Consider the following 25,149-nt stretch of genomic DNA (forward strand, 5'->3'; position numbering starts at 1 on the left):
TTATGCTAACAAAAAACAGCTCTTTAAGTTATTAAAGAGCTGTTACAAAATTGAGATTACTCAATGTTATTAAGTCATTAAAAGGTCGGTTTTTGTAAAACCGACCTTTATAATGTCTGATTAATAAGCTTTATCATGCACATTAGCAATCGCTCTACCAGAAGGATCGTTCATGTTTTTAAAGGCTTCATCCCATTCTAAAGCAATTGCTGTACTACAAGCTACACTTGCTTCTTGTGGTACACTCAATGCTGCGGCATCACTTGGAAAATGTCCTTCAAAAATACTTCTGTAATAATACTCTTCTTTGTTTAAAGGAGTATTAATTGGAAAACGGAATGCTGCATTTTGTATTTGCTCATCTGTGACTTCTTTATCTACTAATTCTTTTAAAGTATCAATCCAGCTATAACCTACTCCATCAGAAAATTGTTCTTTTTGTCTCCAAGCTACGCTTTCTGGAATCATATCTTCAAATGCTTTACGAACTACCCATTTTTCCATGCGTTCTCCGTTAATCATTTTATCTTGTGGGTTGATGCGCATGGCAACATCCATAAATTCTTTATCTAAGAATGGCACACGACCTTCAATTCCCCAAGCCGCTAAACTTTTGTTAGCTCTTAAACAATCGTACATGTGTAATTTATCTAATTTACGTACGGTTTCATTATGAAATTCTTCTGCACTTGGTGCTTTATGAAAATATAAATACCCTCCAAATAACTCATCTGCTCCTTCACCAGATAATACCATTTTAATTCCCATAGATTTAATAACTCTAGCCATTAAATACATTGGTGTTGATGAACGAATTGTTGTTATATCATAAGTTTCTATGTTATAAATAACATCTTTAATAGCATCTAAACCTTCTTGAATCGTAAATTTTATTTCATGATGCACTGTACCAATATGATCTGCTACCACTTTTGCTGCTGCTAAATCTGGAGAACCATCTAAACCTACAGAAAAGGAATGTAATTGTGGATACCAAGCATCCGTTGTATCTCCGGATTCTATACGCTTTTGTGCATATTTTTTTGCAATTGCAGACGTTACAGAAGAATCTAAACCTCCTGAAAGCAAAACTCCATAAGGTACATCACTCATTAACTGTCTATGAACAGCAGCCTCTAAAGCTTCTTTTACTTCAGCAATACTTGTTTCGTTATCTTTTACAGCATCGTAATCTGACCAATCACGCTTATACCATTTTACAAACTCACCATCTTTACTAGACATATAATGTCCCGGAGGAAATAATTCGATTTTTGTACAAATACCTTCTAAAGCTTTTAACTCTGAAGCTACGTAAAACGTTCCGTTTTTATCCCATCCTATATAAAGAGGAATAATTCCCATGTGATCTCTAGCTATGAAATACTCATCTTTTTCAGTATCATAAATTGCAAAACCGAAGATACCATTCATATCATCTACAAAATCATGTCCTTTCTCTTGGTATAAAGCTAAGATAACTTCACAATCACTTTGTGTTTGAAAATCATAGTCAGGATATTGAGCACGTAACTCTCTATGGTTATAGATTTCACCATTTGCTGCTAATACTAATTTGTTGTCTGGACTAAACAAAGGTTGTTTTCCTGATGCAGGATCTACAATCGCTAAACGCTCATGTGCCATAATGACCTTATCATCACTATAAATACCACTCCAATCTGGACCACGATGACGTATTGTTTTTGCCATTTCTAAAACCTGAGGTCTTAAATCATCCACTTTCTCTTTTATATCGAACGCACATACTATTCCGCACATAATTTTATTGTTTTATTTTAATTAGACTTCGACTAAACTCAGTCTATTATCTTTTTTATTATTATTTATGATACAAATATGACATTAAACTTTCATATTATAAACATATAATCACTAATTGATTACATAATGAAACTAAAAAACACATATCAAATAACAAATAGAGTCAACATTATTAAAATAGACACTTATAACTATCAATTTGTAAATTTTAAGATTTTATTACGACAGAGTAGACCTATTACATTCTAATTTTAATCAAACAAAAATTTAAACCTAATCATGAGAACATCAAAATTACTGACAACAATTAGCTTTACAATTGTACTACTTTTAGCAATGAATGCAAACGCACAAAAGTTTGACAAACTAGACAAAAGCATCATGGATCGTGCTTACTATCCTTCAAATGCCGCGAAAAGAACATTTGAAAAAAGTGATGAAGCTAAAAAAGCATCAGAACCACAAATTAGAGTAACATACTCTAGACCTGCTAAAAAAGGTAGAGAAGTTTTTGGTAAACTTTTAAAATATGGAGAAGCATGGAGAGTTGGTGCTAACGAATCTACAGAAATATTATTTGTGAACGACGTAACTTTTGGTGGTAAAGACATTAAAGCAGGACGCTATAGTGTTATCATTATACCTACTGAAAATGAATGGACACTTAAATTAAATACAGAACTTGACGGTTGGGGAAATTACGGCTATGATGACACTAAAGATATTGCAAGCGTAGCGGTTCCTGTTACAAAAAACAATAAAGAAATTGAAAATCTGTCGATAGCTTTATACAAAGCTTCAGACAGCGTTGTACATTTAAAAATTGGATGGGATACTACTATTGCTGAATTTCCAATTACTCTTAAATAAACTTATAATAGCATTAAAACCTAGCAGCAGCCTAGTAATTATTAGACGCTATAAACTTTAACATCCATTTGGGATATTTAATATAATATTAAAACCCATAGGATTTATCTTTATCGAATTCAAAAAAATAAATAAAAATAATTATGAAAACATCAAGACTATTATCAACGATCGCTTTTGCCTTTATGATGCTTGTATCATTTAATGTAGATGCTCAAAAATTTTCTGGCTTAGACAAAAGTCCTTTAGATCTAGCCGCTTTTCCGAATAGAGGAGCAGATAAAAAAATTAAAGTATTTTACAGCAGACCTCAACTTAAAGGAAGAACAGTAGGTAAAGAATTAGCAACTTACGGTGAACTTTGGAGAACTGGAGCCAATGATGCTACACAGATTCAATTTTTATCTGACGCGAAATTTGGAGATAAAACAATAAAAACTGGTGCTTATTCTTTGTTTACTATTCCTGGAGAGAAGGAATGGACTATTATTTTAAGCTCTGATGTTGATAATTGGGCAACAAGAGGTTATAAAGAATCTAATGAGGTGGCTAGAATTACAGTACCTGCAACTAAGGGAACAGAATCTTTAGAAGCATTTTCAATTACTTTTGAAGAATCTAAGACTGGCACAATAATGCACATGGGTTGGGACACTGTGCGTGTTGCTGTACCTTTTACGTTTTAATAACTAAGATTAATTTAGCTGTTTGCTAAAAATTAAAAAGCTTCGATTTTTATAATCGAAGCTTTTTTATTCTAAATATTATCTTTTACTTATCAATTGCAAAAATTAAAGCGACTCTACGTGTCCCCAATTTTCACCAGTTTTAATACGTTGTAATTGCATTGTGCTGACACCAAATTGCTTCGCTATCATTTTTAGCCTCGTTCTTCTATTGGGATTATTAAGCATTTTTTTTATTCGCCTAACATCGTTTTCAGACAACTTAGCAGAAGTAAGATTGACGGGCTTCTTATAACTAGGATTTGTAAACTGATGGATTTCTTTCTCGCGCTTAGTAACCCATTTGAGGTTATCTATATGATTATTCAATTTATCATAATCTAAATGAATCACATATATTCCGTTATTTTGCTCTAAAAAATGCTGCGCAATTAACTTATGTAAATAGTACGTTTTGTATTTTCCTTTCTCATTCTTTTTAACTTTAAAATACAAGTAACCATGCATATTATAAGGCTGAAAAAGCACTTCTTTATCATCTTTAAACTTTGATAGACGACCATGACTAGATATTTTAAAATGTTCATCAGGGTGCACAAAATCTTCAAAAACAACAGTTTTCCATTCTTCTTTCCAAAAATCACGAATCATAAAACTTTAAATTAGGGATCCTCAAAAATACAAAAAAAATAAAAAACGCCTTGAAAGGTCTTATTTCTATGGTATATTTAAATACTTATGCGTTTGCAGAGACACTTTCCATTTTGGATTTGCCATTACATAATCTACAATTTGCGGTACCATTTTATCGCGCTTACTCCATTCTGGTTGCAAATATAAAATACAATCTTTATTCACTTTTTCGGCTTGCTCTTCAGCAAACTTAAAGTCATCTTTATTATAAATAATACACTTTAGTTCGTGTGCATTCTCATAAACTTTTTCGGTTGGTAACTTCATCTTCTTTGGAGAGAGACAAATCCAATCCCAAGTACCTGACAATTCATAAGCTCCAGACGTTTCAATATGCGTTTGCACTCCTTTTGCTTTAAGCTGAGTTGTTAAAGGTCCCATATCCCACATTAAAGGCTCGCCACCTGTAACCACAATTGTTTTGCTGTATTTTACAGCATTTTCTACAATCTTTTCCGTTTCTGTAGGAGGATGTAATTCTGCTAACCAGCTTTCTTTAACATCGCACCAATGGCAACCCACATCACAACCACCAATTCTTACAAAATATGCTGCTGTTCCTTTATGAAAGCCTTCTCCTTGTATGGTGTAAAACTCTTCCATTAAAGGAAGTAATAAACCTTTATCTATTAACGCTTGTCTTTCTCTTCTTGTCATAAGCTGCAAAGATAGTTTTTTCGTTGGAAGTTTGAAGCACGAAGTTTGAAGTTCTCATACGATTACAAAAAGACTTCAAATAGAATAATCAGACTTCAAGTAAATTCGTATAAATCTTAATAAAAATGCATTATTTTTATCAAAATTTTCTAACTAATGACAAATTCTGAAGCTTTCGAAAAAGAAATTAACGAAGGAAACACGTTTAAAGGAGACTATATTACTTTAGGTTCTGCGATGCTTGACGGAGAAACGATAACTAATGCGTTTGTAAATGTTCCGTTAAAAACCATGAATAGACATGGTCTTATTGCTGGTGCAACTGGAACAGGGAAAACAAAAACATTACAAGTCTTAGCAGAAAATTTATCCGAAAAAGGAGTGCCTGTTTTACTTATGGATATTAAAGGTGATTTAAGCGGACTCGCAAAACCAAGTCCTGGACACGCCAAAATTGATGAACGCCACGCTAAAATAGGTTTACCTTTTGAACCTAAAGCATTTCCGGTAGAAGCCATGACTTTATCTGAGCAAGATGGTGTACGATTAAGAGCTACAATTAGTGAGTTTGGACCTGTTTTAATATCAAGAATATTAAATGTAACAGAAACACAAGCAGGTATTATTTCTGTGATCTTTAAATATTGTGACGATAATCATTTACCATTATTAGACCTTAAAGATTTCAAGAAAATTCTACAATATGCTACAAGTGAAGGAAAAAAAGAATTTGAGGAATCTTATGGTAGAATCTCGACTGCTTCTACAGGAGCCATACTTAGAAAACTTATTGAAATAGAACAACAAGGAGGCGATTTATTCTTTGGAGAAAAGTCTTTTGACACGCAAGATTTGTTACGTATTGATGAAAATGGTCGCGGTTATATTAATATTATTAGACTAACTGATATTCAAGATAAGCCTAAATTGTTTTCTACATTTATGCTAAGTCTATTGGCTGAAATTTACTCTACATTTCCTGAACAAGGAGATAGTGGCAGACCAGAACTTATTATTTTTATAGACGAAGCACATTTAATTTTTAATGAAGCTTCTGATGCCTTACTTGACCAAATTGAAAGTATGGTAAAACTGATTCGTAGTAAAGGAGTTGGTTTATATTTTGTAACTCAAAACCCTACAGATGTACCAGAAGCTGTTTTAGGACAATTAGGTTTAAAAGTACAACATGCTTTACGTGCCTTTACAGCAAAAGATAGAAAAGCCATTAAGCTTACAGCACAGAACTATCCCGATTCAGAGTACTATGATACTGCAGATCTTTTAACATCCTTAGGTATAGGTGAAGCCTTAGTATCCGCCTTAGACGAAAAAGGGATTCCTACTCCATTGGCTGCAACAATGTTACGTGCACCAATGAGCCGAATGGATATTTTAACCGAAGCAGAACTTGGTAGTTTAGTATCCCAATCTCAACTCGCTAAAAAATACAATCAAGAAATAGATAGAGAGAGTGCTTATGAAATGCTTAACGAAAAAATAAAGCAAGCTGAAGCAGACGAAGCAAAACAAAAAGCTAAAGAAGAGAAAGAAGCTTTAAAACGTGCTGAAACCAAAAGAAACACACGCACCACACGTAGACAAAGCACAAGACAAAATCCATTTATAAAAGTTTTAACAAGCCCAACTGTAATCCGCAGTGTTTTGGGAATTTTAACCAAAATGCTAAAATAATCTCAACGAATCCCTATTATGAAAAACACTCTATTTGCTGCATTGATTTGTGCCTTGTTTTTAACAAACTGTACAAAAGAAGCTTCAGTAAACCCTTTTTTAGTCTCTAAAACACATATTGGTTTATTAACCGATTCTACACAAGTTAAAGATATCGAATCCATTTTTAGCAATGACTCTGTAGTACGTTATATTGCTGGAGATAAATTTATAGGCTCTGTAAACACTATAGAAGTGTATGAAAAAGGTGGTAAAAAACTTTTAGACTTGTCGCCAAGAAAAGTGCTTGATTCTAGTTCTGTGATTATGAGTATTCGTATTCATGATGCGCGTTATAAAACAGAAAAAAACATTTCAACACTAAGTACGTTTAAAGATATTAAAGCGGCCTATAAGATTTCTAAAGTTGATAATCTTATTAATACTATAGTCGTTTCTGTAAATGAAATAAATGCAGCATTCTCTATCGATAAAAAAGAACTTCCTGCTAGTATGCGTTTTGATATGGATTTAAACATTGATCCTATTCAAATTCCAGAAAACGCTAAGATTAAGTTTTTCATGATTCACTGGTAGTAAATATTAAAAATATGCAGAAAACTAAGAAATATACCATTCAAGATTCCCCATTTGTAGTTCCTACAGACGACGGGAAAATTATTAAAGAACACTTTGGCAATGCTACTGACGGAAATTCAGATATAAGCATTGCACACATGATTGCTCCTGCTGGTTGGTCAGAACCTTTTCAAACACCAAAATTTGATGAATATACGTTTATTATTAAAGGTAAAAAGCAATTTATTATAGATGGTGAAACAATAGTTTTAGAAGCTGGTCAATCTATTAAAGTTCAAAAAAACACGAGGTTACAATATTCTAACCCTTTCACTGAGCCTTGTGTATATTTAGCAATATGCTTGCCTGCATTTTCAGTAGAAGCCGTAAACAGAGAAGACGCATAGTATGAGTAATTTTGTTTTAAAATCTATTGGGAACGCGCTAAATGTCACCAGTTTAATTTCAACTAAACTTGCATCTAAAAAAGCGCTGAAGTTATTTTCATCACCAAGAAAAGGACGTTACAATGATGTTAATAAACGCATTATTGAATCAGCATTTTTCGAAGAAATAACTCACAACAACCAAGATATAGCAATTTATCGTTGGGTTGGCAAAGGCAAAACCGTATTACTAGCTCATGGTTGGGAAAGCAATACATCGCGTTGGGAATATCTTTTAGAGGATTTAAAAGCCCAAGATTATAACATTGTTTCTTTAGATGCACCTGCTCATGGTAGATCTGACGGAAAACAATTCAATGCTATTTTGTATTCTGAATTTATTAATGTTGTCGCTAAAAAATTTCAACCAGAAATTTTGATAGGACATTCAGTAGGCGGCATGGCAAGTGTGTTTTGCTTGCACAATCATAAACTACCTTCTATTAAGAAATTAATTCTATTAGGTGCACCAGCACATTTCACCGGAGTCTTTTCTAGATATAAACAAATGATGGGGTTTAACAATCGCATTTCAAATGGTTTAGATTCTATCGTTTTAGAACGCTTTGGTAAACCTGTCGATTATTTTTCGTCCGCAAATTTCACAAAATCTATTGAGGCCAAGGGTTTAATAATTCATGATAAAAAGGATAAAATTATTCCTTATGAAGATGGACAATTGATTGCTAGCCTTTATAAAAATTCGGAATTAATATCAACTTCTGGTTTTGGTCATGGATTAAAAGACAAATCATTGACTCCAAAGATTATTGAGTTTATAAATAACTAATCTTTATACGTACTTTTGCACTATGTCAGAAGAATTAAAACGCCTAAACAAATACCTCAGCGAAGCTGGTTACTGCTCACGAAGAGCAGCTGATCGCTTAATTGATGCTGGACGAGTAACCATTAACGATGTGGTACCTGAGATGGGAACCAAAGTAACACCTGAAGATGTTGTAAAAGTAGATGGTGAAATTATCGGTCAACGTAAACAAGACTTTGTTTACTTAGCTTTTAACAAACCTGTAGGTATTGTTTGCACCACTGATACACGTGTTGAAAAGGATAATATTATTGACTACATTAACTATCCTAAACGAATTTTTCCAATTGGAAGATTAGATAAACCAAGTGAAGGTTTAATTCTACTTACAGATGATGGAGATATTGTAAATAAGATTCTAAGAGCGAGCAACAATCACGAAAAAGAATACCTAGTTACTGTAGACACTCCGATTTCTCAAACTTTTATTGAGCGCATGTCTGGAGGTATTTATATTGAAGATTTAGGAAAGCGCACTAAAGAATGTGTGGTAAAAAAAATAGATCGATTTACGTTCAGTATTATTTTAACACAAGGACTCAATAGACAAATCCGACGTATGTGCGAGTACTTAAATTACGAAGTACAAACCTTAAAGCGTGTTAGGATAATGAATGTAAATCTTGATATATCTTCAGGTCAATATAGAGAGCTAACTAAAGACGAGTTTAAAACATTGAATAACTTAATTAGTGATTCTATTAAAACGTTTGAGCCAAAAACAATAGACAGGACAAATAACTTTTAAAATGGCACTGACTCCTTTTCATCTTGCTATTCCTGTTCATAATCTATCAGAATGCAGAGATTTCTACACCAACCTCTTAAATTTTGAAGAAGGAAGAAGCAGTGAACATTGGGTAGATTATAACTTTTTTGGTCATCAGTTAGTTATTCATTACAAAGCAAAACAAGCTGAAGGTGATGCTACCAATTTAGTCGACGGAAAAGATGTTCCTATACCACATTTTGGTGTGGTTTTAGAATGGAACGTGTTTCAGGAATTTGCCGAATTATTAAAATCCAAAGGCATAACTTTTATTATTGAACCTTATATTAGGTTTGAAGACCTTGTAGGAGAACAAGCCACTATGTTTTTTAAAGATCCTTCTGGAAACGCCTTAGAGTTTAAGTCCTTCAAGGATATGAGTCAGTTATTTGCTAAATGATTTTTTAAACTTACTTGAAAGGTAAAACGGCAAATACACCAATAAAAACAAAGGAATAAGTACTAACTGACCAGCTATTACATAGTAAGGCCACTCTCCAAAATGATCCATTATAGTTGCTGATTGCGGCTTTTCCATTAAGTAAAAGTAATTAGCATCTAATACATAATTCAATACGGCCACAATTGCCAAATAAACATGAAAAGCTAAAAAAGATTTTAATACACTACGCAACGTTGGTTTCATATTAAAAATAAAAACAACGTAGAATATTATGACCAATAATCCTAAATGAACGATCCAATATCTAAAGTAATCAAAACTTGGTAATCCTTCCGGAATATCTGGTGTAATTACGGCCTGCAACGTGCCACCAATTATCCAAAAGACTAATATTTCGAACATCCAATACTTACGATAATGCGTAAATATGGGAATTATTAAGGCCAGTAAACTACAAAGGAAAAGCGGTAAATCAGTTTTGAAATTATAGTTTTCAAAAAGCATTCGATAAGCATGAAAGCTTATTATAAAAAGAGATACAAACCATCCTAAACCAATAAGGATATTTACCTGTTGTGAATTGGATAAGTTTCTTTTAGAATATTTTATTAGAATGGTCCCAAAGATGAATGCAAAAAGAATAGGCAGCATATGCTGAAGACTGCCTATCGTAACAGTATTAGAAACGATAGCACAAAGCCTTAAACACATCATTATTTATTATCTATTAGCTTTTCTATGTTGATCTCTTGCTATTAAAGTATTCTTTAAAAGCATTGCAATAGTCATTGGTCCTACTCCACCAGGAACTGGAGTAATATAACTTGCTTTTTTACTAACAGTTGCAAAATCGACATCACCAGTTATATAGTAACCTTTATCAGAATCGTCTGGTACTCTTGTAATTCCTACATCTACAATAACAACATCATCTTTCACCATTTCTGCTTTTAAGAATTTTGGAATTCCTAAAGCTGAAATAATAATATCTGCTTGAGATGTAATCTGTGTAATATTCTTAGTATGACTGTGTGTTAAAGTTACTGTTGAGTTTCCAGGAAAACCTTTACGTCCCATTAAAATACTCATAGGACGACCAACAATATGCGAACGACCAATAACAACGGTATGCTTTCCTTTGGTTTCTACTCCATAACGATCTAATAATTCCAAGATCCCAAAAGGTGTTGCAGGAATAAAAGTAGACATGTCTAATGCCATTTTTCCAAAGTTCATAGGATGAAACCCATCCACATCTTTATCAGGATTCACAGCCATTAAAACTTTCTGCGTATTAATCTGTGGTGGTAATGGTAATTGAATTATAAAGCCATCAATATTATCGTTATTATTTAGCTCTTCAATTTTGTCTAACAACTCAACTTCGCTTGTAGTATTAGACAAACGCACCATTGTAGATTCAAAACCAACGCGTTCGCAGGCTCTTACTTTACTACCAACATACGTTAAACTCGCTCCATCATTACCAACAATAACAGCTGCTAGATGCGGTACTTTTTCATCATTCGCTTTCATCTTATCGACTTCCGCTTTGATTTCATTTTTAATGTCGTTACTTACTTTTTTACCGTCTAATATTGTCATGCTGTTGGTTATTGTTTTCTAGCAAAAGCGCTTTTGCGCAAAGATTTACTTGGTTATAAATTAAATATTTAAAAAGTCTTTAAAAAGAGACTACTTAATACGACTGTTGCCTTTTATTGCATGCCTTTCATCGCTTGCATCATGCGTTTTCCGCCTCCGCCTTGCATCATCTTCATCATTTTACTCATCTGAGTAAACTGCTTTAAGAGTTGATTTACTTCTTGTACAGATGTACCAGAACCTTTACCAATTCTCTTTTTACGACTTGCATTTATTACTGAAGGGTTAGAACGTTCTTCTGGAGTCATAGAATGAATAATAGCTTCGATACCTTTAAAAGCATCATCGTCAATATCAATATCTTTCATCATTTTTCCTGCTCCAGGAATCATGCCTACTAAATCTTTCATGTTACCCATTTTCTTGATTTGCTGAATCTGTTTTAAGAAATCATCAAACCCAAATTGGTTTTTGGCAATCTTCTTCTGTAGTTTTCTTGCCTCTTCTTCATCAAACTGCTCTTGAGCACGCTCTACTAAAGATACAACATCACCCATTCCAAGAATACGATCTGCCATACGTGATGGATAGAACACATCAATAGCTTCCATCTTCTCACCTGTACCAATAAACTTAATTGGTTTATTAACTACAGATTTAATAGAAATTGCTGCTCCACCTCGTGTATCACCATCTAATTTGGTAAGAATTACACCATCGAAATTTAAGATATCATTGAAGGCTTTTGCTGTATTAACAGCATCTTGACCTGTCATAGAATCGACAACAAACAACGTTTCTTGTGGTTGAATAGCTTTATGAATGTTAGAGATTTCCGTCATCATCGCTTCATCTACAGCCAAACGTCCAGCGGTATCAATAATCACAACATTGTGACCATTAGCTTTTGCATGAGCAATACCTGCTTGCGAAATGGCAACAGGATCTGTATTTCCTCTATCACTAAAAACCTCAACACCTATTTGATCTCCTACAACATGTAACTGATCTATTGCAGCAGGACGATAAACATCACAAGCTACTAATAAAGGTTTCTTAGTTTTTTTATTTTTTAAATAGTTGGCCAATTTACCAGAAAAGGTTGTTTTACCAGATCCTTGTAAACCAGACATTAAAATTACACTAGGATTTCCAGAAAGATTAATACCTTCTACATCGCCTCCCATCAATTCGGTTAACTCATCTTTAACGAGTTTCACCATTAATTGACCTGGTTGTAATGTTGTTAATACATCTTGACCAAGTGCTTTTTCTTTTACACGAACGGTAAATTCTTTTGCAATTTTAAAGTTAACATCGGCATCTAAAAGCGCTCTTCTTACTTCTTTAAGTGTCTCAGCAACATTTACTTCTGTAATGCTACCATGACCTTTTAATACGTGTAACGCTTTATCTAACTTATCACTTAAATTATTGAACATGTTTTTTAGTCTTCAGTTTGCAGTCTACTATGAGCAGTCTACAATATTTTAATAAGTTGCGAATTTAAGAATTTATGAGGGAATTACTAATGTGTTTTTGAATTAGTTTTAAGGTGTAATAGTCGTTGTCAGTTGCTTACTCTCTCATTTGTATTACTAAGATATTGAAATTTCATAAAAAATATAGACAACCCTATAAAGCAACAATACTAAACTGAGAATATGCGTCTAAAAAACAAAAAAGAGCCGCTCATGGCGAACGACTCTCTTTAACTAACTTAACTAACTTTACTAACTTTACTAACTTTAATGCTTTTTATTCACAGGTTCTAACCAGAACTATTTCATTATTACTATCTGTATCATTATGCAGTATTAATTGATTTGCCGTGCACTCTACAACCAACCAATTTCCATTTATTGCCTGAATATTTGGACCTGCTACATTTGAAAATTCAATAACAACACCATCTTCTGTTGTTGATGTTGACCAACCAGCATCAATTATAATTGTATCCGTATAAATCACTACAACTCCTGAGTTTTCTTCAAAATTAAAATTATAATCATTTAGATTATCACTTCCATTATAGCTGGCAATATTCCATTCGCATTCTGTTAAAATACCATCTACATCTCCTTCTGTACAATTCCCAGAATTACAATTAATGACATTAAGCTCTATTGTAAAAATCTCATAAATGTTGGAGTCAGAAATTAATTCTGTTCTAACATATAATGTTTGTGGATTACTTGTATTTACATAAGGTGACGCTAATGCATCAACATTTGCTTCTGCATCCGAAAAGGAAATGTGGTATGTTACAATTATGTCATCCTGTATGCAATTTGAATAAATATCTTCTAAAGTAACTATTGCAAAACCATCATTTATATCATCATCATCACAAATATCGACTACAACATTTTCGAAACATTCAAAATAATTACAATCAACAGTATTTAAATAAATAGTGAAAATCTCAAAATTCCCACTCTCAGATTCAATTCTTAAATAGACCTCTGCCACTAATGCTCCGTATGCTTCTGTATTTACGATAGCATTTGTATCATTCTGCGCATCCATTAAAGTTTCATGGAATGATGGATAATAAACTTCAGTACAATCTATCAATCCTATTGTTCCAACATTTAAATTATAAACAGGCACATTATTAGGCTGGTTACATTCTATAATTTCAAAATCACTAAAGCAATTAAAGACGCTATCATTACAAGATTCAACTATGAGCTCTAATTCTTGCACAGCATACTCGTGCGTATCTTGATTAAAAACTCTAAAAAATATAAATTGAGATTCTAATTCTGTTGGTGTTGTTAATGTAATATTTAAATGATTAGTAGTATTTACAGCATCTTGATAAGTAGGATGATAACTTCCGGCTAAAGGATAAAGCGCATTACACTCTGTTGTTTGCTGACTATTGGTTTCTATTACAAATGTGGCTAAGCCATCATTATCATTATCGCATTCTTGCGACAATACATAAATAGAATAACACTCTAAAAGAGCCTGATTATTGATTTCGCAAGCCTCATTTAACTCAATATTATTATTTCCATTTTGCAAATACAAATAACCATCCAAGCATTCTACAACTTGCCATTGTCCGTTTAATACATCGAAAGGGCTTTGTAATGTATACTCTAAGAATACACCTGATGCGATAGCTGTGATTTCCCATGTTCCTATTTGAGATTCTAAATTATCAGCACCTTCAATCATAACTGTTCCTTCAGATCCAAAATGAATATAAACATCTACAGGATAATCTGTAATTAAATTGGTATCTAAACTCCAAGCACATTCAGTAATATTTGAATTTATTGCTATTGCTGAACAATCTAAATCATCGTTACAATCTTGCTCTAAATTAAGCTCTAAATTACCTTGAGATAACGTGAGTTCATTTACAGAATAATCATCAACATTACAAGACACAACCAACCACTCGCCTTCTAAACTATCTTCAAAAGCGGTTAATTCTGAAATGGTTAGTATAATACCATTATCTGAAGACGATAAGTCCCAATAACCACCAATAGCAGATGCTGCCATACCTTCTGATATTTCTAAACTACCATTAGAATTAAAGATTAATTGGTAATTGTCAAAAAAATCTGTTCCGTCTGTAAAATCCCACGGACATTCTAATAAACCTACAAGCACGTCATCTTCAACACAATTATCAGTATCTGCTTCACAAAACTGTTCTGCAGCTTGTATGGAATTTGCTAATTCTTCGTTTGTTGTGACTTCAACAGTATCTCCATTATTATATTCTAAAGTTACCGGAAAATTTAAACTTACTATTAGAGCGTTTTCATCGTCTTCTAATTCATCTAAAAACAGATATAAAGCTCCGTCACTTTCAATAACAATGGTTTCAACAAGATTAAAATCTGAATTAAAAGCAGAAAACGAAATAGGATACACAAAATCTGCACACTCTATAATATCGTTATCGTCTTCTACACATTCAATTATAAAATTTTGAAGTTGGTCTTCATTCTCAATAACAATTTGGTTATAATCACTAAAAATAATAGTAACGGGAAATACAAAATCTAAAATATCATCATTTACAGAAACATCTTCTAATAAATCTTGTAGTTCTCCTAAATCTGCTTCAGTTTCAATTATAATAGTTACATCACTAACTATAATGGTTATTGGTAATTCTAATGAGAAACAACTTGCGTTATCCAAAAAATCATCGATAGCACCGTTATTTGCAACAACATTGCTCATTAAATTCACCAAAGAAGAATTTGGCACTAACGTTTCTTGCTCGTTTGGGTTTTCTATTTCAGTAACCTCATCTTGGCAAGATGTAAAAGAAAAAAAGACAAAAAGAGTAAATACAAATAGATAATTGATTTTAATTCTCATAGCGCTGTTTCTTTAACTATTTATTATAAAACAGTTTCAAAGACAAAAGTCCTACTATCAATTATTAAAAATATTATTTATAATTTGTGGCACTTATTCTAACCTATGGGCAAACCTTTACAAGACAATATTTGCGAATCGCGCTTATTTGAACATCTATATAAAAAGCATGCTAAAAATCTGCATGACTTCTTGTATTATAAATTTGGCGAGCAATTAAATCCTCAAGACAAAGTACAAGAAGCTTTTATTAAATTATGGCAAAATTGTAGTAAAATAGCTCCAGAAAAAGCAAAAAGCTACTTATTTACAACAGCCAATAATTTAACACTCAATGCTGTGGCTCACCAAAAAGTAGTTTTAAAACATAGCCAAAAACCTCAAAAACATTCTACAAACGAAACACCCGAATTTGTACTTCAGGAAAAAGAATACCATCAAAAACTACAAAACGCAATAAGCAATCTCACTGAAGCACAGCGCGTGGCCTTTTTACTGAACAGAGTTGAAGGCAAACGTTTTAAGGAAATTGCCGAGTTATTAGGTATTTCTGTAAAAGCTGTAGAGAAACGAATTTATGGAGCTTTAAAAAAGCTGAGATTAGAAATTGATGAACTTTAAAAGTTTCGAAACACTAAAAATTATAATTATTAAATACCAGACGTAGGGGTTTTTAAACCTTAGCTGTTATATACATGAAATCAGAACATGAAACGAGAAGCACTTATAAAAAAATGGCTAGACCATAATCTAACTACTGAAGAGCAAAATGCTTTTGAGCAGCTTGAGGATTATACGGAATTAATTAAGGCAGATAAAGCCTTACAAGGTTTTAAAGCACCTACTTTTTCTGTAGATCAAACGTATCAAAATTTAAAACCTAATCTTAAACCTGAGTCAGCTAAAAGTAATTCATGGTTAAAACCTTTGTTGAAAATCGCTGCTATTCTTGCTATTGGGTTTAGCGTTTATTATTACACCTCAAATTTAGACACAGAAATAGGAACTGATATTGCGCAACAAACCACCATAGAGCTACCAGACACTTCTACTGTAGATTTAAATGCCAACTCAACAGTCACTTTTAATAAAAACAAATGGAGCGACACAAGAGAGGTGAATTTACAAGGTGAAGGATTTTTTAAAGTTGCTAAAGGTCAGAAATTTGATGTTATTACAGCAGATGGAATTGTTAGTGTTTTAGGGACACAGTTTAATGTAAAACAACGTGAATCTTATTTTGAAGCTACCTGTTACGAAGGTTTAGTTGCTGTAACGCATAATAAAAAAACGATAACATTAAAACCTGGTCACACGTTTCAAATTATAGATGGGAAACAACTTGAAAATGAAAAAGAAAACATTTTACAACCACAATGGTTAAATGGCGAAAGTAGTTTTAAAAGTGTACCTCTTAAACATGTAATTACTGAGTTTGAAAACCAATACAACCAAACAATAAACGCAACAAATATTGATACATCGCGTTTATTTACAGGAAGTTTTACACACAATAATTTAGATTTAGCATTGAAGTCTGTTACAATACCATTAAATTTAAGCTACAGTAAATCAGGAACATCTATTTTACTAAAGCGTGAATAAAAAATTACTTTGTATAATTTTCTGCTTTTTATCTATTACCTATTGTAACCTCGCACATTGTCAGGAACAACAGGAACAACAACCGCTTGCCAAAATACTTTTAGAATTAGAAAAACAATACAATGTAAAGTTTTCTTTTGAAACCAAAACGATAGAAGACATTTCAGTATTTCCTTTATATCCCGAATTATCCTTAGAGCAAGTTGTTCGTGAACTAAAACTGGTTACCAATCTTAATTTTAAAGTTCTAAGTCATCGGTTTATTGCTATTACACCCAAAACGGTATTGGCAACTGAAAACTCGATGCAACATTTAGAAGAAGTTGTCGTAGTTAACTATCTTACTAAAGGTATCTCTAAAACCAATAATGGAACCATTGATGTAGACACTAAATCTTTTCAGATTTTACCTGGTTTAATTGAACCCGATGTTTTACAAATAGTTCAAAACTTACCTGGAATTATTAGTGTAGACGAGCGCATTTCTAATATCAACGTTCGTGGTGGCACAAACGACCAAAATCTTATTTTGTATGAAGGTATTAGAATGTACCAAACTGGTCATTTTTTTGGTTTAATTTCTGCTTTCAATCCTTATTTATCTGAAGATATTAGTATTTCTAAAAATGGAACAAGTGCTAAATATGGTAATGCCGTTTCTAGTACAATGTCTATAAATAACTCAGACAATCTAGAACATAAAACAACAGGTGGATTTGGTACCAATTTATTAAGTGTAGATGGTTTTTCAAAAATCCCATTATCTAAAAAGACAGAATTACAATTAGCTCTAAGACGCTCTTTCACAGATCTTTTAGTTTCTGAAACTTATGATGCTTATTTTGACCGAATTTTTGCAGATTCAGAATTAAATACCTCTAATAGCACAACACAATTAGCCTTAGAAGAACGATTTTTATTTTACGATATAAACGCTAAATTTTTATACAATATTGATTCGTCTTCTAAACTCCGTGTTAATGTCGTGAATATGTATAATAATTTAGAATACAATCAAGTTTTTACGTCTATCAATAATGATTTTCAAGAAACTAAAAGTGAACTCAATCAAGTGAGTTTTGGTGCCAGTACTAGCTATTCAAAATCATTAAAAAAAGACCTCAACGTATCTACTGAGATTTATTATTCCAATTACGATTTAGATGCAAAGAGTAATAATATTATTGATGAACAACTTTTAAATCAAGAAAATAAAGTTGAAGATTATGGCTTACGTTTTGACGTCTCTAAAATAGTGAGTCCTAGTTTAAAAATAAATCTTGGTTATCAATTTAACGAAGTTGGTGTTACTAATTCTGAAACTGTTATCAATCCAAATCACAGAAGCTTAATAAAGGAAATTATTAGAACGCATGCTGTATTTGGTGAAGTGGTTAGATATTCTCAGTCTCGTAACACCTATTTACGTTTTGGTGCAAGAATCAGTTATTTCAATAAACTCCAAGAAATTATTATTGAACCTCGCTTTGCTTTTAACCAAAAGATATCGGATTATTTTAGACTCGAAATTTTAGGGGAAATAAAGAACCAATCCATAACTCAAGTTATAGATTTACAACAAGACTTTTTAGGTATTGAAAAACGCCGTTGGCAATTGGCAAATGACACTAACATTCCATTAGTTAAAAGTCAACAAGTGTCTGCAGGGTTAAGCTACAACCAAAACAATTTATTAATTTCTATAGAAGGTTATTACAAAAACGTGAGTAATATTACTGCTCAAAGTCAAGGATTTCAAAACCAATTTCAATTTACAAACGATATTGGCTCTTACACTGTTAAAGGCATTGACTTCCTTATTAATAAGCGTATTAAAGATTTTAGTACATGGTTAAGTTATTCATTTAGTAAAAACGATTATCATTTTGAAAATTTGAATGCTGGCAATTCTTTTCCTAACACTTTAGATCTTCAACATGTTGCCAATGCATCTTTAACGTATAGCATATCTAATTTTAAAATTGGTTTTGGTATGAATTGGCACTCTGGAAGACCTTATACAACACCTTCTGTTTTGCAAGATGAAAGCAATTTAATAATTGAATATAATACTCCAAACAATTCAAGATTACCTGATTATTTTAGAACTGATATTTCTGCTATTTATAATTTTAATATTTCCAATACCGTAAAAGCAGACATTGGTGCTTCTGTATGGAATATCTTTAACCAAACCAATACAGTAAATCGCTATTATAGCTTAGAATCAGACGATTCAATTATAGAAATCAACAATCGCTCTTTAAAATTTACACCTAATCTTAGTTTTAGAGTCAGATTTTAGTTGTTTCTTAGTAGCAACCAACAGTAATCAATGCACACTAGAACCTATACAAATTTCATTATAACAATAGCTTTTGCCATATTTTATCAAAACGGTTATTCTCAAACTACAGCTTCTAGTAGTAACCATTCTGTATTTTTTATTCCTGAAATCCTTGTTGGTAAAACGTTAGAGGCCAATACTGATTTTCCTGAAACCAAACCTCAAAAAAATATATTTTTCAGCATTGGACGTCATAATTTTAAATCGGATAAAGAATGGGCATCCAGATTAAACTACCCGAGAACAGGTATTTCTTTTGGTTATACAGATTTTGGTAATTCACAAAAAGTGGGTCATGCTTATAGTATACTACCATTTATAGAGTTTTCTATTTTAAACAAACGTGTTAAAGGTTTAAACTTACAAATTGGTTTTGGTAGTTCTTATATGGACACTAAATACGATGTTATAACCAATGAGTTTAATAGAGCTATAACCACAAAAGTAAATTGGTCGTTTCGATCTTTTCTGTACTATGACATTTTTAAAACCAACACTACTGATTGGCGATTTGGTTTAGGTTTTTTACACCATTCTAATGGACACACAAACCTACCCAACCAAGGACTAAACAGTTTAGCCGCTAGTATTTCTGCTAAAATTGATAAAAAAACAAAAAGCGAATCAACATATAAGAGCCCAAATTTCAATACTAAATCACAAACGTATTTCTCTTTTAGATTTGGCTTAGGAGAAAACGTCTTATCTCAAAAATTTGACACAAAAAAAGAAGTCTTTACAGTTTCTGCTTCGGCTGGAAAAATACTGAATAACACCTTTAAATTTGGAGGTGGTTTTTACTATCGGTTTTACGAGCACTATTATGATTACATAAAAAACAATGAAACTTTAATAGCTGAGCAGTTTCCACACTACACAAAAAACCCTTTTGGTTATGCTACAAACTTTGGGCTATTTGCTACATCAGAATTACTTATAGATCATTTTGGTTTTGAGCTTAGTCTAGGACTTAATATTTACAAACCATTCTACAAAATAGACTGGCAACTAAACAAGGGTTATGACTATGAAAATGAACACGGAGAAACCGTTGAAGTTTTAGGTGAATTGGATTGGTATTATGAAATAAAACGAACCGTTTCTGCAAGGATGGGATTAAACTATTATTTATGGACAACTAACAAGGCACCAAAACACAATGTCTTTTTCGGAGCTCATATTAATGCTAATCTTGGTCAAGCAGATTTTACGGAATTAAGCGTGGGCTACGTCCATCGTTTAGATTTAAAAATAAAAGACTAATGCTTAAATAAGCTGAATAATCCAGAAACTTAGTTAAACCAAACTCAGCTACAAATCCTCTCTTATAACAAGCTACCTTGTCTTAAAACAAAATCTACATACGTTCAGGAACTTCAATTCCTAAAATTTGAAATGCATTTTTAATGGTTTGGCCAACTGTTTTTGATAGAGAAATTCTAAACTTCTGAGAGTTTACATCTTCATTTCCTAAAACTATAGGTAAGTTTTGATAAAACGAACTAAAATCCTTTACCAAATCGTAAGTGTAATTAGCAATTAACGCAGGACTATGTTGTTCTGCAGCACTTTGTATCATTTCTGGAAATTGCTCTAATTGCTTAATCAATTGTTTTTCTTTTTCATGTAAAACAATAGCATCATTAAAAGCATCTGAAGCCACGATTCCATTTGTGGAATTCGCTTTTCTTAATATCGATTGAATTCTTGCATAAGCCATTTGTATGTATGGTGCCGCATTTCCTTGAAAATCGATAGATTCTTTAGGATCGAATAAAATTCGTTTTTTAGGATCTACTTTTAGGATGTAATATTTTAAAGCTCCTAAACCTATGGTTTTGTAAAGTGCTTGTTTTTCATCTTCATCATACTCTTCAAGCTTTCCTAATTCTTTAGAAATTTCTTCAGCTGTATCTGTCATTTCTTGAATTAAATCATCCGCATCTACAACCGTTCCTTCTCTACTCTTCATTTTTCCGCTTGGTAAATCTACCATACCATAACTTAAATGAAATAGATTTTTTGCCCAATCAAAACCAAGTTTCTTCAAGATTAAGAATAAAACTTTAAAATGATAATCTTGTTCGTTTCCAACGGTATAAACCATACCTCCAACATCTGGATAATCTTTAATTCGTTGAATAGCCGTTCCGATATCTTGCGTCATGTAAACTGCAGTACCATCGCTACGCAATACAATTTTTCTATCTAAACCGTCTTCAGTTAAATCGCACCAAACAGAGCCATCAGGATCTTCTTCAAAAACACCAGATTTTAAACCTTCAGCAACAAATTCTTTTCCTAACAAATAAGTATTACTTTCATAATAATAAGCATCGAAGTCTACACCAATATTCTTGTAAGTGACATCAAAACCTGCGTAAACCCATTCGTTCATTTTTTTCCAAAGCGCCACAACGTCTTCATCTCCAGCTTCCCATTTAATTAGCATTTCTTGGGCTTCTAGTAATAAAGGTGCATTCTTTTTAGCGTCTTCTTCAGATTGTCCTTGTGTTACTAATTCTGCAACCTCTTGCTTATAAGCTTGATCAAACTTTACATAATAGTTACCTACTAATTTATCTCCTTTAAAATCTTCAGTTGGCACTTCTCCGTTTCCAAATTTCTGATAAGCCAACATACTTTTACATATATGAATACCTCTATCATTAATAATTTGAGTTTTGTAGACTTTTTTACCTGAAGCTTTTAAAATTTCTGAAACACTATAACCTAAAAGTACATTTCTAACGTGTCCTAAATGCAAAGGTTTGTTTGTGTTTGGTGAAGAATACTCAACCATAACAGCTTTGTCATCCTTTTGCTTAGCAAAACCAAACGTGTCATCTTCTTTAATACTTTTAAAGAAATCTAAGTAATATTTATCGCTAATTTCAACATTTAAAAAACCTTTAACCACGTTGAATCCTTTTACCAAATCTACATTATCTAGAAGGTATTGTCCAACTTGCTCGCCTATTACAGCAGGATTACCTTTTACAACACGTAACATTGGAAACACAACAACTGTAACATCTCCAGCAAACTCTTTACGAGTGGCTTGAAATTCTACTGATTCTAATTCCGAGTTAAACAACGCTTTTATCGCTGCCTTTACATGTATTTCTAAAGTTTCTTGAAGGGTCATATCCTGCTTTATTTTTGTGTTTTAAAACGTTGGCAAAGATAGAAGTTTAATTGTTTTATTAAGATTCTATGAAGACATAATTATGATACCTTAATAGTATTTATTAAAGGATTGGGTATATAATTACTAAAAGCTTACCACTAAAGATGCCTTAAAGTATAATCTTAGCTTTTAGACCCTTTATCGAAGAAGGTTTACCTGTAGATTTGAATAGTTGTAATAAACTAAACATCAAAAACTTAAGCCACCTATGCATTTCGTCGATCAAACCGTATTACTTCCGTTTAATTTACCTTTAATCGATAACTAATTTTTTGAACATATTTAATTTGTCACTTTAGCTAATATATTGGTATTAAGTCCTAATAATTAGCATTTTCATAATGATATTGGCATTTTTGGTAGGCTATTAATAAATGTCCCAAACATTGATGAAGCTTAATAATCAAACATTAACTCTGTTGTTATTGTTTAGTGTTAACTTACTTTTTGTATCCCTCTATAAAAGTTTTTCACACCAAGCAGCGCAATTCGTTTTAACGCTATTTTAAGATGAAACAGTTACTAACATTAGCTGTTTATCTACTATCGTTTATTGTTTTTTCTCAAACCGAAAAAATAGATGAACTTACGGTACAAATAGCTTTTCAAAATCCAGACTCCACAAAAGTGGATACATCGTTAATGCTTATAAACGAACTGTATAAAACTAAGGATTTTGCAAAGGCTCTGCTTTATGTTAATGAAACTTCTAAACTTTCTGAAGAACTAAATTATATAAAAGGCCTGGCTGAAAGCAGCTACTATAGAGCTTTAATTTTCACAGAACGTAACGATTATTTTAACGCCATACACAACTACACAAAATCGAGAGATTTATACCTTCAAATAAGTGATACCCTTGGTGTAGCAAAAGTGAGCAACAGTATAGGACTTATTGAAATTAAACGTGGAAATTATAAGATTGGTTTACAAAACTCATTATCTGCAATAGATATTTTTGAAGAGCGATACCTTAATCATGAATTAAGTTCTGCTTATAACAACCTTGCAGAAGCTTACTATAAAACAGCACAGATTGATAAAGCCATCGAATTTAATTTTAAAGCGTTAGCTGTACGTAAACAAATAAATGACCAAGATGGGATTAAAGCATCTACAAAAAATATTGCAGAACTTTATTCTGTATTAAAAGAACACCGTAAAGCTATTGAATATTACGAAAGGGTTTTAGATATTTTAGATCTAGAAACCGACCAAGAGTTACGTGGTGATATTTTACCAAAATTAGGTAGTGAATATCTGCGTTTTAAGGAATATGATAAAGCTTCAGAACATTTACTTGAAGGCTTAAAATATAATCGCAAGCAGAATAACAAAGAAGGAATTTTAAGAGCATTAAATGCTATTGGAAACTTAAACTTACAGAAAAGAAAAGTAAAACTAGCCGAGAAACAATTAAATGAAGCCTATAAAATTGCGTTAAAAGTAGATAGTAAAACTGATCTTTTAGAAAATTACAAACTTCATATTGCTTTAGATTCTACTCGTGGATATTACCAAAATGCATTCTTTTGGCAAGGCAAGTATCATAAACTTAAAGACTCATTATCTAAAAAAAATCAACCAGATTTTCCTACAGAGATAGATCATTTAGACTTAGTTGAAACTAATACAAGCACTGTCAACACCATTAAACAAAACGATAAGCAAACAGACGACGCATCGGCTTCCTGGTTTAATAAGTCTTATGTGACAATTGGCTTAATAATGCTTTGTATTCTGCTAATCGTTGTTTTATTTTTTAATCTTATAAAAGTTAGATTTCATAAAGCTGAACTCACTAAACAGAAAAGAAAATTATCTGAAGAGAAAATAAGAACAGAAGCCATTTTAGAACAGACTCATCATCTAGAAGAGGTTAACCAAGTAAAAGACAAACTTTTCTCTATTGTTTCTCATGATTTAAAAGATTCCATTTCTTCAATAAAAGCATTTCTAGATTTATTAAACGAAGACAGCATTTCTAAAGAGGAGTTTTATGAATTAATCCCTGAATTAAGTGAAAATGCTAATAATGCATCTGCACTATTATTCAATTTACTGAATTGGTCTAAATCGCAAATGCAAAACTTAGAACCAAAACCAGAACTGTTTAATATTCAAGATGTCTTTCATTCTAAAATGGCATTAGTAGAACAAAAAGTTGAGGATAAACGCATCGTTTTAATTGATGAATCTCAACGCGATTTTGTGTTTGCAGATCGTAGTATGGTAGAAATTGTAATTCAAAATTTAATTACCAATGCCGTTAAATTTAGCAGAACTGGTGATGTTATTACCATTTCTAATCTAGACGCGAATGGTAAGTCTTTAATTTGCATTGAAGACACAGGAGTTGGTATTCCTAAAATTAATATTGATAAGTTATTTGCTGCACATAAAAACTTCACAACCGCAGGAACTAAAAACGAAAAAGGAACTGGATTAGGTTTAACTATTGCCAAAGATTTGGTAGAATTAAACAACGGAAAAATCTGGGTAGAAAGCACAGAAAATGTTGGTAGTAAATTCTTTATAGAACTTCCTAAAGCAGCATCTAAAGCTTAATTACAAAAAAAATTACCACCTCTTTACTTCTAGAACCTAGTATAAAAAAGTTACGCTTACTTATAAAAAATAAAGAGGGCAATATAG

At 32.2% G+C, this 25,149-nt stretch carries 21 protein-coding genes; 13 read left to right on the forward strand and 8 right to left on the reverse strand.

Annotated features, from left to right (window positions below):
• Positions 1 to 120 precede the first annotated feature (120 nt).
• A complete protein-coding gene (gene asnB / locus HM981_RS16205) occupies positions 121 to 1,782 on the reverse strand; it encodes an asparagine synthase B (protein ID WP_179339856.1) in 1,662 nt (553 codons plus the stop codon).
• 282 nt (positions 1,783 to 2,064) lie between these two features.
• On the opposite strand from asnB, the gene HM981_RS16210 reads away from it, so the two are divergent.
• Positions 2,065 to 2,655: a DUF2911 domain-containing protein gene (locus HM981_RS16210; RefSeq protein WP_179339857.1), complete on the forward strand. Its 591-nt coding sequence runs from the start codon at positions 2,065 to 2,067 to the stop codon at positions 2,653 to 2,655.
• 143 nt (positions 2,656 to 2,798) lie between these two features.
• Positions 2,799 to 3,341 carry a DUF2911 domain-containing protein gene (locus HM981_RS16215; RefSeq protein ID WP_179339858.1) on the forward strand — a complete coding sequence of 181 codons (543 nt, stop codon included), beginning with the start codon at positions 2,799 to 2,801 and terminating at the stop codon, positions 3,339 to 3,341.
• Between the two features lie 105 nt (positions 3,342 to 3,446).
• Here the strand turns inward: HM981_RS16215 and HM981_RS16220 are convergent, their stop codons facing one another.
• Positions 3,447 to 3,992: an HNH endonuclease gene (locus tag HM981_RS16220; RefSeq protein WP_179339859.1), complete on the reverse strand. Its 546-nt coding sequence runs from the start codon at positions 3,990 to 3,992 to the stop codon at positions 3,447 to 3,449.
• A gap of 66 nt (positions 3,993 to 4,058) precedes the next feature.
• Positions 4,059 to 4,691 carry a 7-carboxy-7-deazaguanine synthase QueE gene (locus HM981_RS16225; RefSeq protein WP_179339860.1) on the reverse strand — a complete coding sequence of 211 codons (633 nt, stop codon included), beginning with the start codon at positions 4,689 to 4,691 and terminating at the stop codon, positions 4,059 to 4,061.
• 156 nt (positions 4,692 to 4,847) lie between these two features.
• Here HM981_RS16225 and HM981_RS16230 point away from each other — a divergent pair, with 156 nt between their 5' ends.
• From HM981_RS16230 to HM981_RS16255, 6 genes are read left to right on the forward strand one after another with little or no spacing between them, the layout of a single operon-like run.
• Positions 4,848 to 6,386 (forward strand): helicase HerA-like domain-containing protein, encoded by a 1,539-nt coding sequence (locus HM981_RS16230; protein WP_179339861.1) that lies wholly within the window; start codon positions 4,848 to 4,850, stop codon positions 6,384 to 6,386.
• A gap of 18 nt (positions 6,387 to 6,404) precedes the next feature.
• A complete protein-coding gene (locus HM981_RS16235; protein ID WP_179339862.1) occupies positions 6,405 to 6,962 on the forward strand; it encodes a hypothetical protein in 558 nt (185 codons plus the stop codon).
• Positions 6,963 to 6,976: 14 nt separating this feature from the next.
• The gene (locus HM981_RS16240; protein WP_179339863.1) at positions 6,977 to 7,351 is read left to right on the forward strand and encodes a cupin domain-containing protein; all 375 of its coding nucleotides are present in this window, start codon (positions 6,977 to 6,979) and stop codon (positions 7,349 to 7,351) included.
• A 1-nt stretch (position 7,352) separates the two neighbouring features.
• Positions 7,353 to 8,180 (forward strand): alpha/beta fold hydrolase, encoded by an 828-nt coding sequence (locus HM981_RS16245; RefSeq protein ID WP_179339864.1) that lies wholly within the window; start codon positions 7,353 to 7,355, stop codon positions 8,178 to 8,180.
• 22 nt (positions 8,181 to 8,202) lie between these two features.
• Positions 8,203 to 8,967, forward strand: a complete 765-nt coding sequence (locus HM981_RS16250) for a pseudouridine synthase (RefSeq protein WP_179339865.1) — start codon at positions 8,203 to 8,205, stop codon at positions 8,965 to 8,967.
• A 1-nt stretch (position 8,968) separates the two neighbouring features.
• Entirely contained in the window at positions 8,969 to 9,388 is a 420-nt protein-coding gene (locus HM981_RS16255) for a VOC family protein (protein ID WP_179339866.1), read from the forward strand.
• Here HM981_RS16255 and HM981_RS16260 read toward each other — a convergent pair.
• The 4 genes from HM981_RS16260 to HM981_RS16275 form a co-directional block, all read right to left on the reverse strand.
• Entirely contained in the window at positions 9,374 to 10,105 is a 732-nt protein-coding gene (locus HM981_RS16260) for a YwaF family protein (RefSeq protein ID WP_246286336.1), read from the reverse strand. The two genes, HM981_RS16255 and HM981_RS16260, sit on opposite strands and share 15 nt — an antisense overlap.
• Before the next feature lie 6 nt (positions 10,106 to 10,111).
• Entirely contained in the window at positions 10,112 to 10,996 is an 885-nt protein-coding gene (locus HM981_RS16265; RefSeq protein WP_179339867.1) for a bifunctional 5,10-methylenetetrahydrofolate dehydrogenase/5,10-methenyltetrahydrofolate cyclohydrolase, read from the reverse strand.
• Between the two features lie 113 nt (positions 10,997 to 11,109).
• A complete protein-coding gene (gene ffh, locus HM981_RS16270) occupies positions 11,110 to 12,438 on the reverse strand; it encodes a signal recognition particle protein (protein WP_179339868.1) in 1,329 nt (442 codons plus the stop codon).
• Between the two features lie 316 nt (positions 12,439 to 12,754).
• The gene (locus tag HM981_RS16275; protein ID WP_179339869.1) at positions 12,755 to 15,352 is read right to left on the reverse strand and encodes a hypothetical protein; all 2,598 of its coding nucleotides are present in this window, start codon (positions 15,350 to 15,352) and stop codon (positions 12,755 to 12,757) included.
• Between the two features lie 105 nt (positions 15,353 to 15,457).
• Here HM981_RS16275 and HM981_RS16280 point away from each other — a divergent pair, with 105 nt between their 5' ends.
• The 4 genes from HM981_RS16280 to HM981_RS16295 all read left to right on the forward strand — a co-directional run bounded on the left by HM981_RS16280 (position 15,458) and on the right by HM981_RS16295 (position 20,567).
• Positions 15,458 to 15,973: an RNA polymerase sigma factor gene (locus tag HM981_RS16280; protein WP_179339870.1), complete on the forward strand. Its 516-nt coding sequence runs from the start codon at positions 15,458 to 15,460 to the stop codon at positions 15,971 to 15,973.
• Positions 15,974 to 16,060: 87 nt separating this feature from the next.
• Positions 16,061 to 16,957, forward strand: coding sequence for a FecR family protein (locus tag HM981_RS16285; RefSeq protein WP_179339871.1), 897 nt, complete (start codon positions 16,061 to 16,063; stop codon positions 16,955 to 16,957).
• On the forward strand, positions 16,950 to 19,262 hold the full coding sequence (locus HM981_RS16290) for a TonB-dependent receptor domain-containing protein (RefSeq protein WP_179339872.1): 2,313 nt from the start codon (positions 16,950 to 16,952) through the stop codon (positions 19,260 to 19,262). Before HM981_RS16285 ends, HM981_RS16290 begins: the two co-directional genes overlap by 8 nt.
• 30 nt (positions 19,263 to 19,292) lie before the next feature.
• On the forward strand, positions 19,293 to 20,567 hold the full coding sequence (locus HM981_RS16295; protein WP_179339873.1) for an acyloxyacyl hydrolase: 1,275 nt from the start codon (positions 19,293 to 19,295) through the stop codon (positions 20,565 to 20,567).
• Positions 20,568 to 20,661: 94 nt separating this feature from the next.
• Here the strand turns inward: HM981_RS16295 and argS are convergent, their stop codons facing one another.
• The gene (argS, locus tag HM981_RS16300; RefSeq protein ID WP_179339874.1) at positions 20,662 to 22,452 is read right to left on the reverse strand and encodes an arginine--tRNA ligase; all 1,791 of its coding nucleotides are present in this window, start codon (positions 22,450 to 22,452) and stop codon (positions 20,662 to 20,664) included.
• A gap of 552 nt (positions 22,453 to 23,004) precedes the next feature.
• Here argS and HM981_RS16305 point away from each other — a divergent pair.
• Positions 23,005 to 25,062, forward strand: a complete 2,058-nt coding sequence (locus HM981_RS16305) for a tetratricopeptide repeat-containing sensor histidine kinase (protein WP_179339875.1) — start codon at positions 23,005 to 23,007, stop codon at positions 25,060 to 25,062.
• Positions 25,063 to 25,149 lie beyond the last annotated feature (87 nt).

Origin of the sequence: Winogradskyella ludwigii, assembly GCF_013403985.1 — a bacterium.
Lineage (GTDB): Bacteria > Bacteroidota > Bacteroidia > Flavobacteriales > Flavobacteriaceae > Winogradskyella > Winogradskyella ludwigii.

Excerpts from the sequence above, each read along its gene's own strand:
- HM981_RS16225 (WP_179339860.1), bottom strand. The coding sequence starts at position 4,691 with ATGACAAGAAGAGAAAGACAAGCGTTAATAGATAAAGGTTTATTACTT.
- HM981_RS16230 (WP_179339861.1), top strand. The coding sequence starts at position 4,848 with ATGACAAATTCTGAAGCTTTCGAAAAAGAAATTAACGAAGGAAACACG.
- HM981_RS16275 (WP_179339869.1), bottom strand. The coding sequence starts at position 15,352 with ATGAGAATTAAAATCAATTATCTATTTGTATTTACTCTTTTTGTCTTT.
- HM981_RS16265 (WP_179339867.1), bottom strand. The coding sequence starts at position 10,996 with ATGACAATATTAGACGGTAAAAAAGTAAGTAACGACATTAAAAATGAA.
- argS (WP_179339874.1), bottom strand. The coding sequence starts at position 22,452 with ATGACCCTTCAAGAAACTTTAGAAATACATGTAAAGGCAGCGATAAAA.
- HM981_RS16210 (WP_179339857.1), top strand. The coding sequence starts at position 2,065 with ATGAGAACATCAAAATTACTGACAACAATTAGCTTTACAATTGTACTA.
- asnB (WP_179339856.1), bottom strand. The coding sequence starts at position 1,782 with ATGTGCGGAATAGTATGTGCGTTCGATATAAAAGAGAAAGTGGATGAT.
- HM981_RS16220 (WP_179339859.1), bottom strand. The coding sequence starts at position 3,992 with ATGATTCGTGATTTTTGGAAAGAAGAATGGAAAACTGTTGTTTTTGAA.
- ffh (WP_179339868.1), bottom strand. The coding sequence starts at position 12,438 with ATGTTCAATAATTTAAGTGATAAGTTAGATAAAGCGTTACACGTATTA.
- HM981_RS16240 (WP_179339863.1), top strand. The coding sequence starts at position 6,977 with ATGCAGAAAACTAAGAAATATACCATTCAAGATTCCCCATTTGTAGTT.
- HM981_RS16295 (WP_179339873.1), top strand. The coding sequence starts at position 19,293 with ATGCACACTAGAACCTATACAAATTTCATTATAACAATAGCTTTTGCC.
- HM981_RS16250 (WP_179339865.1), top strand. The coding sequence starts at position 8,203 with ATGTCAGAAGAATTAAAACGCCTAAACAAATACCTCAGCGAAGCTGGT.
- HM981_RS16280 (WP_179339870.1), top strand. The coding sequence starts at position 15,458 with ATGGGCAAACCTTTACAAGACAATATTTGCGAATCGCGCTTATTTGAA.
- HM981_RS16305 (WP_179339875.1), top strand. The coding sequence starts at position 23,005 with ATGAAACAGTTACTAACATTAGCTGTTTATCTACTATCGTTTATTGTT.
- HM981_RS16260 (WP_246286336.1), bottom strand. The coding sequence starts at position 10,105 with ATGATGTGTTTAAGGCTTTGTGCTATCGTTTCTAATACTGTTACGATA.
- HM981_RS16215 (WP_179339858.1), top strand. The coding sequence starts at position 2,799 with ATGAAAACATCAAGACTATTATCAACGATCGCTTTTGCCTTTATGATG.
- HM981_RS16235 (WP_179339862.1), top strand. The coding sequence starts at position 6,405 with ATGAAAAACACTCTATTTGCTGCATTGATTTGTGCCTTGTTTTTAACA.
- HM981_RS16255 (WP_179339866.1), top strand. The coding sequence starts at position 8,969 with ATGGCACTGACTCCTTTTCATCTTGCTATTCCTGTTCATAATCTATCA.
- HM981_RS16245 (WP_179339864.1), top strand. The coding sequence starts at position 7,353 with ATGAGTAATTTTGTTTTAAAATCTATTGGGAACGCGCTAAATGTCACC.
- HM981_RS16285 (WP_179339871.1), top strand. The coding sequence starts at position 16,061 with ATGAAACGAGAAGCACTTATAAAAAAATGGCTAGACCATAATCTAACT.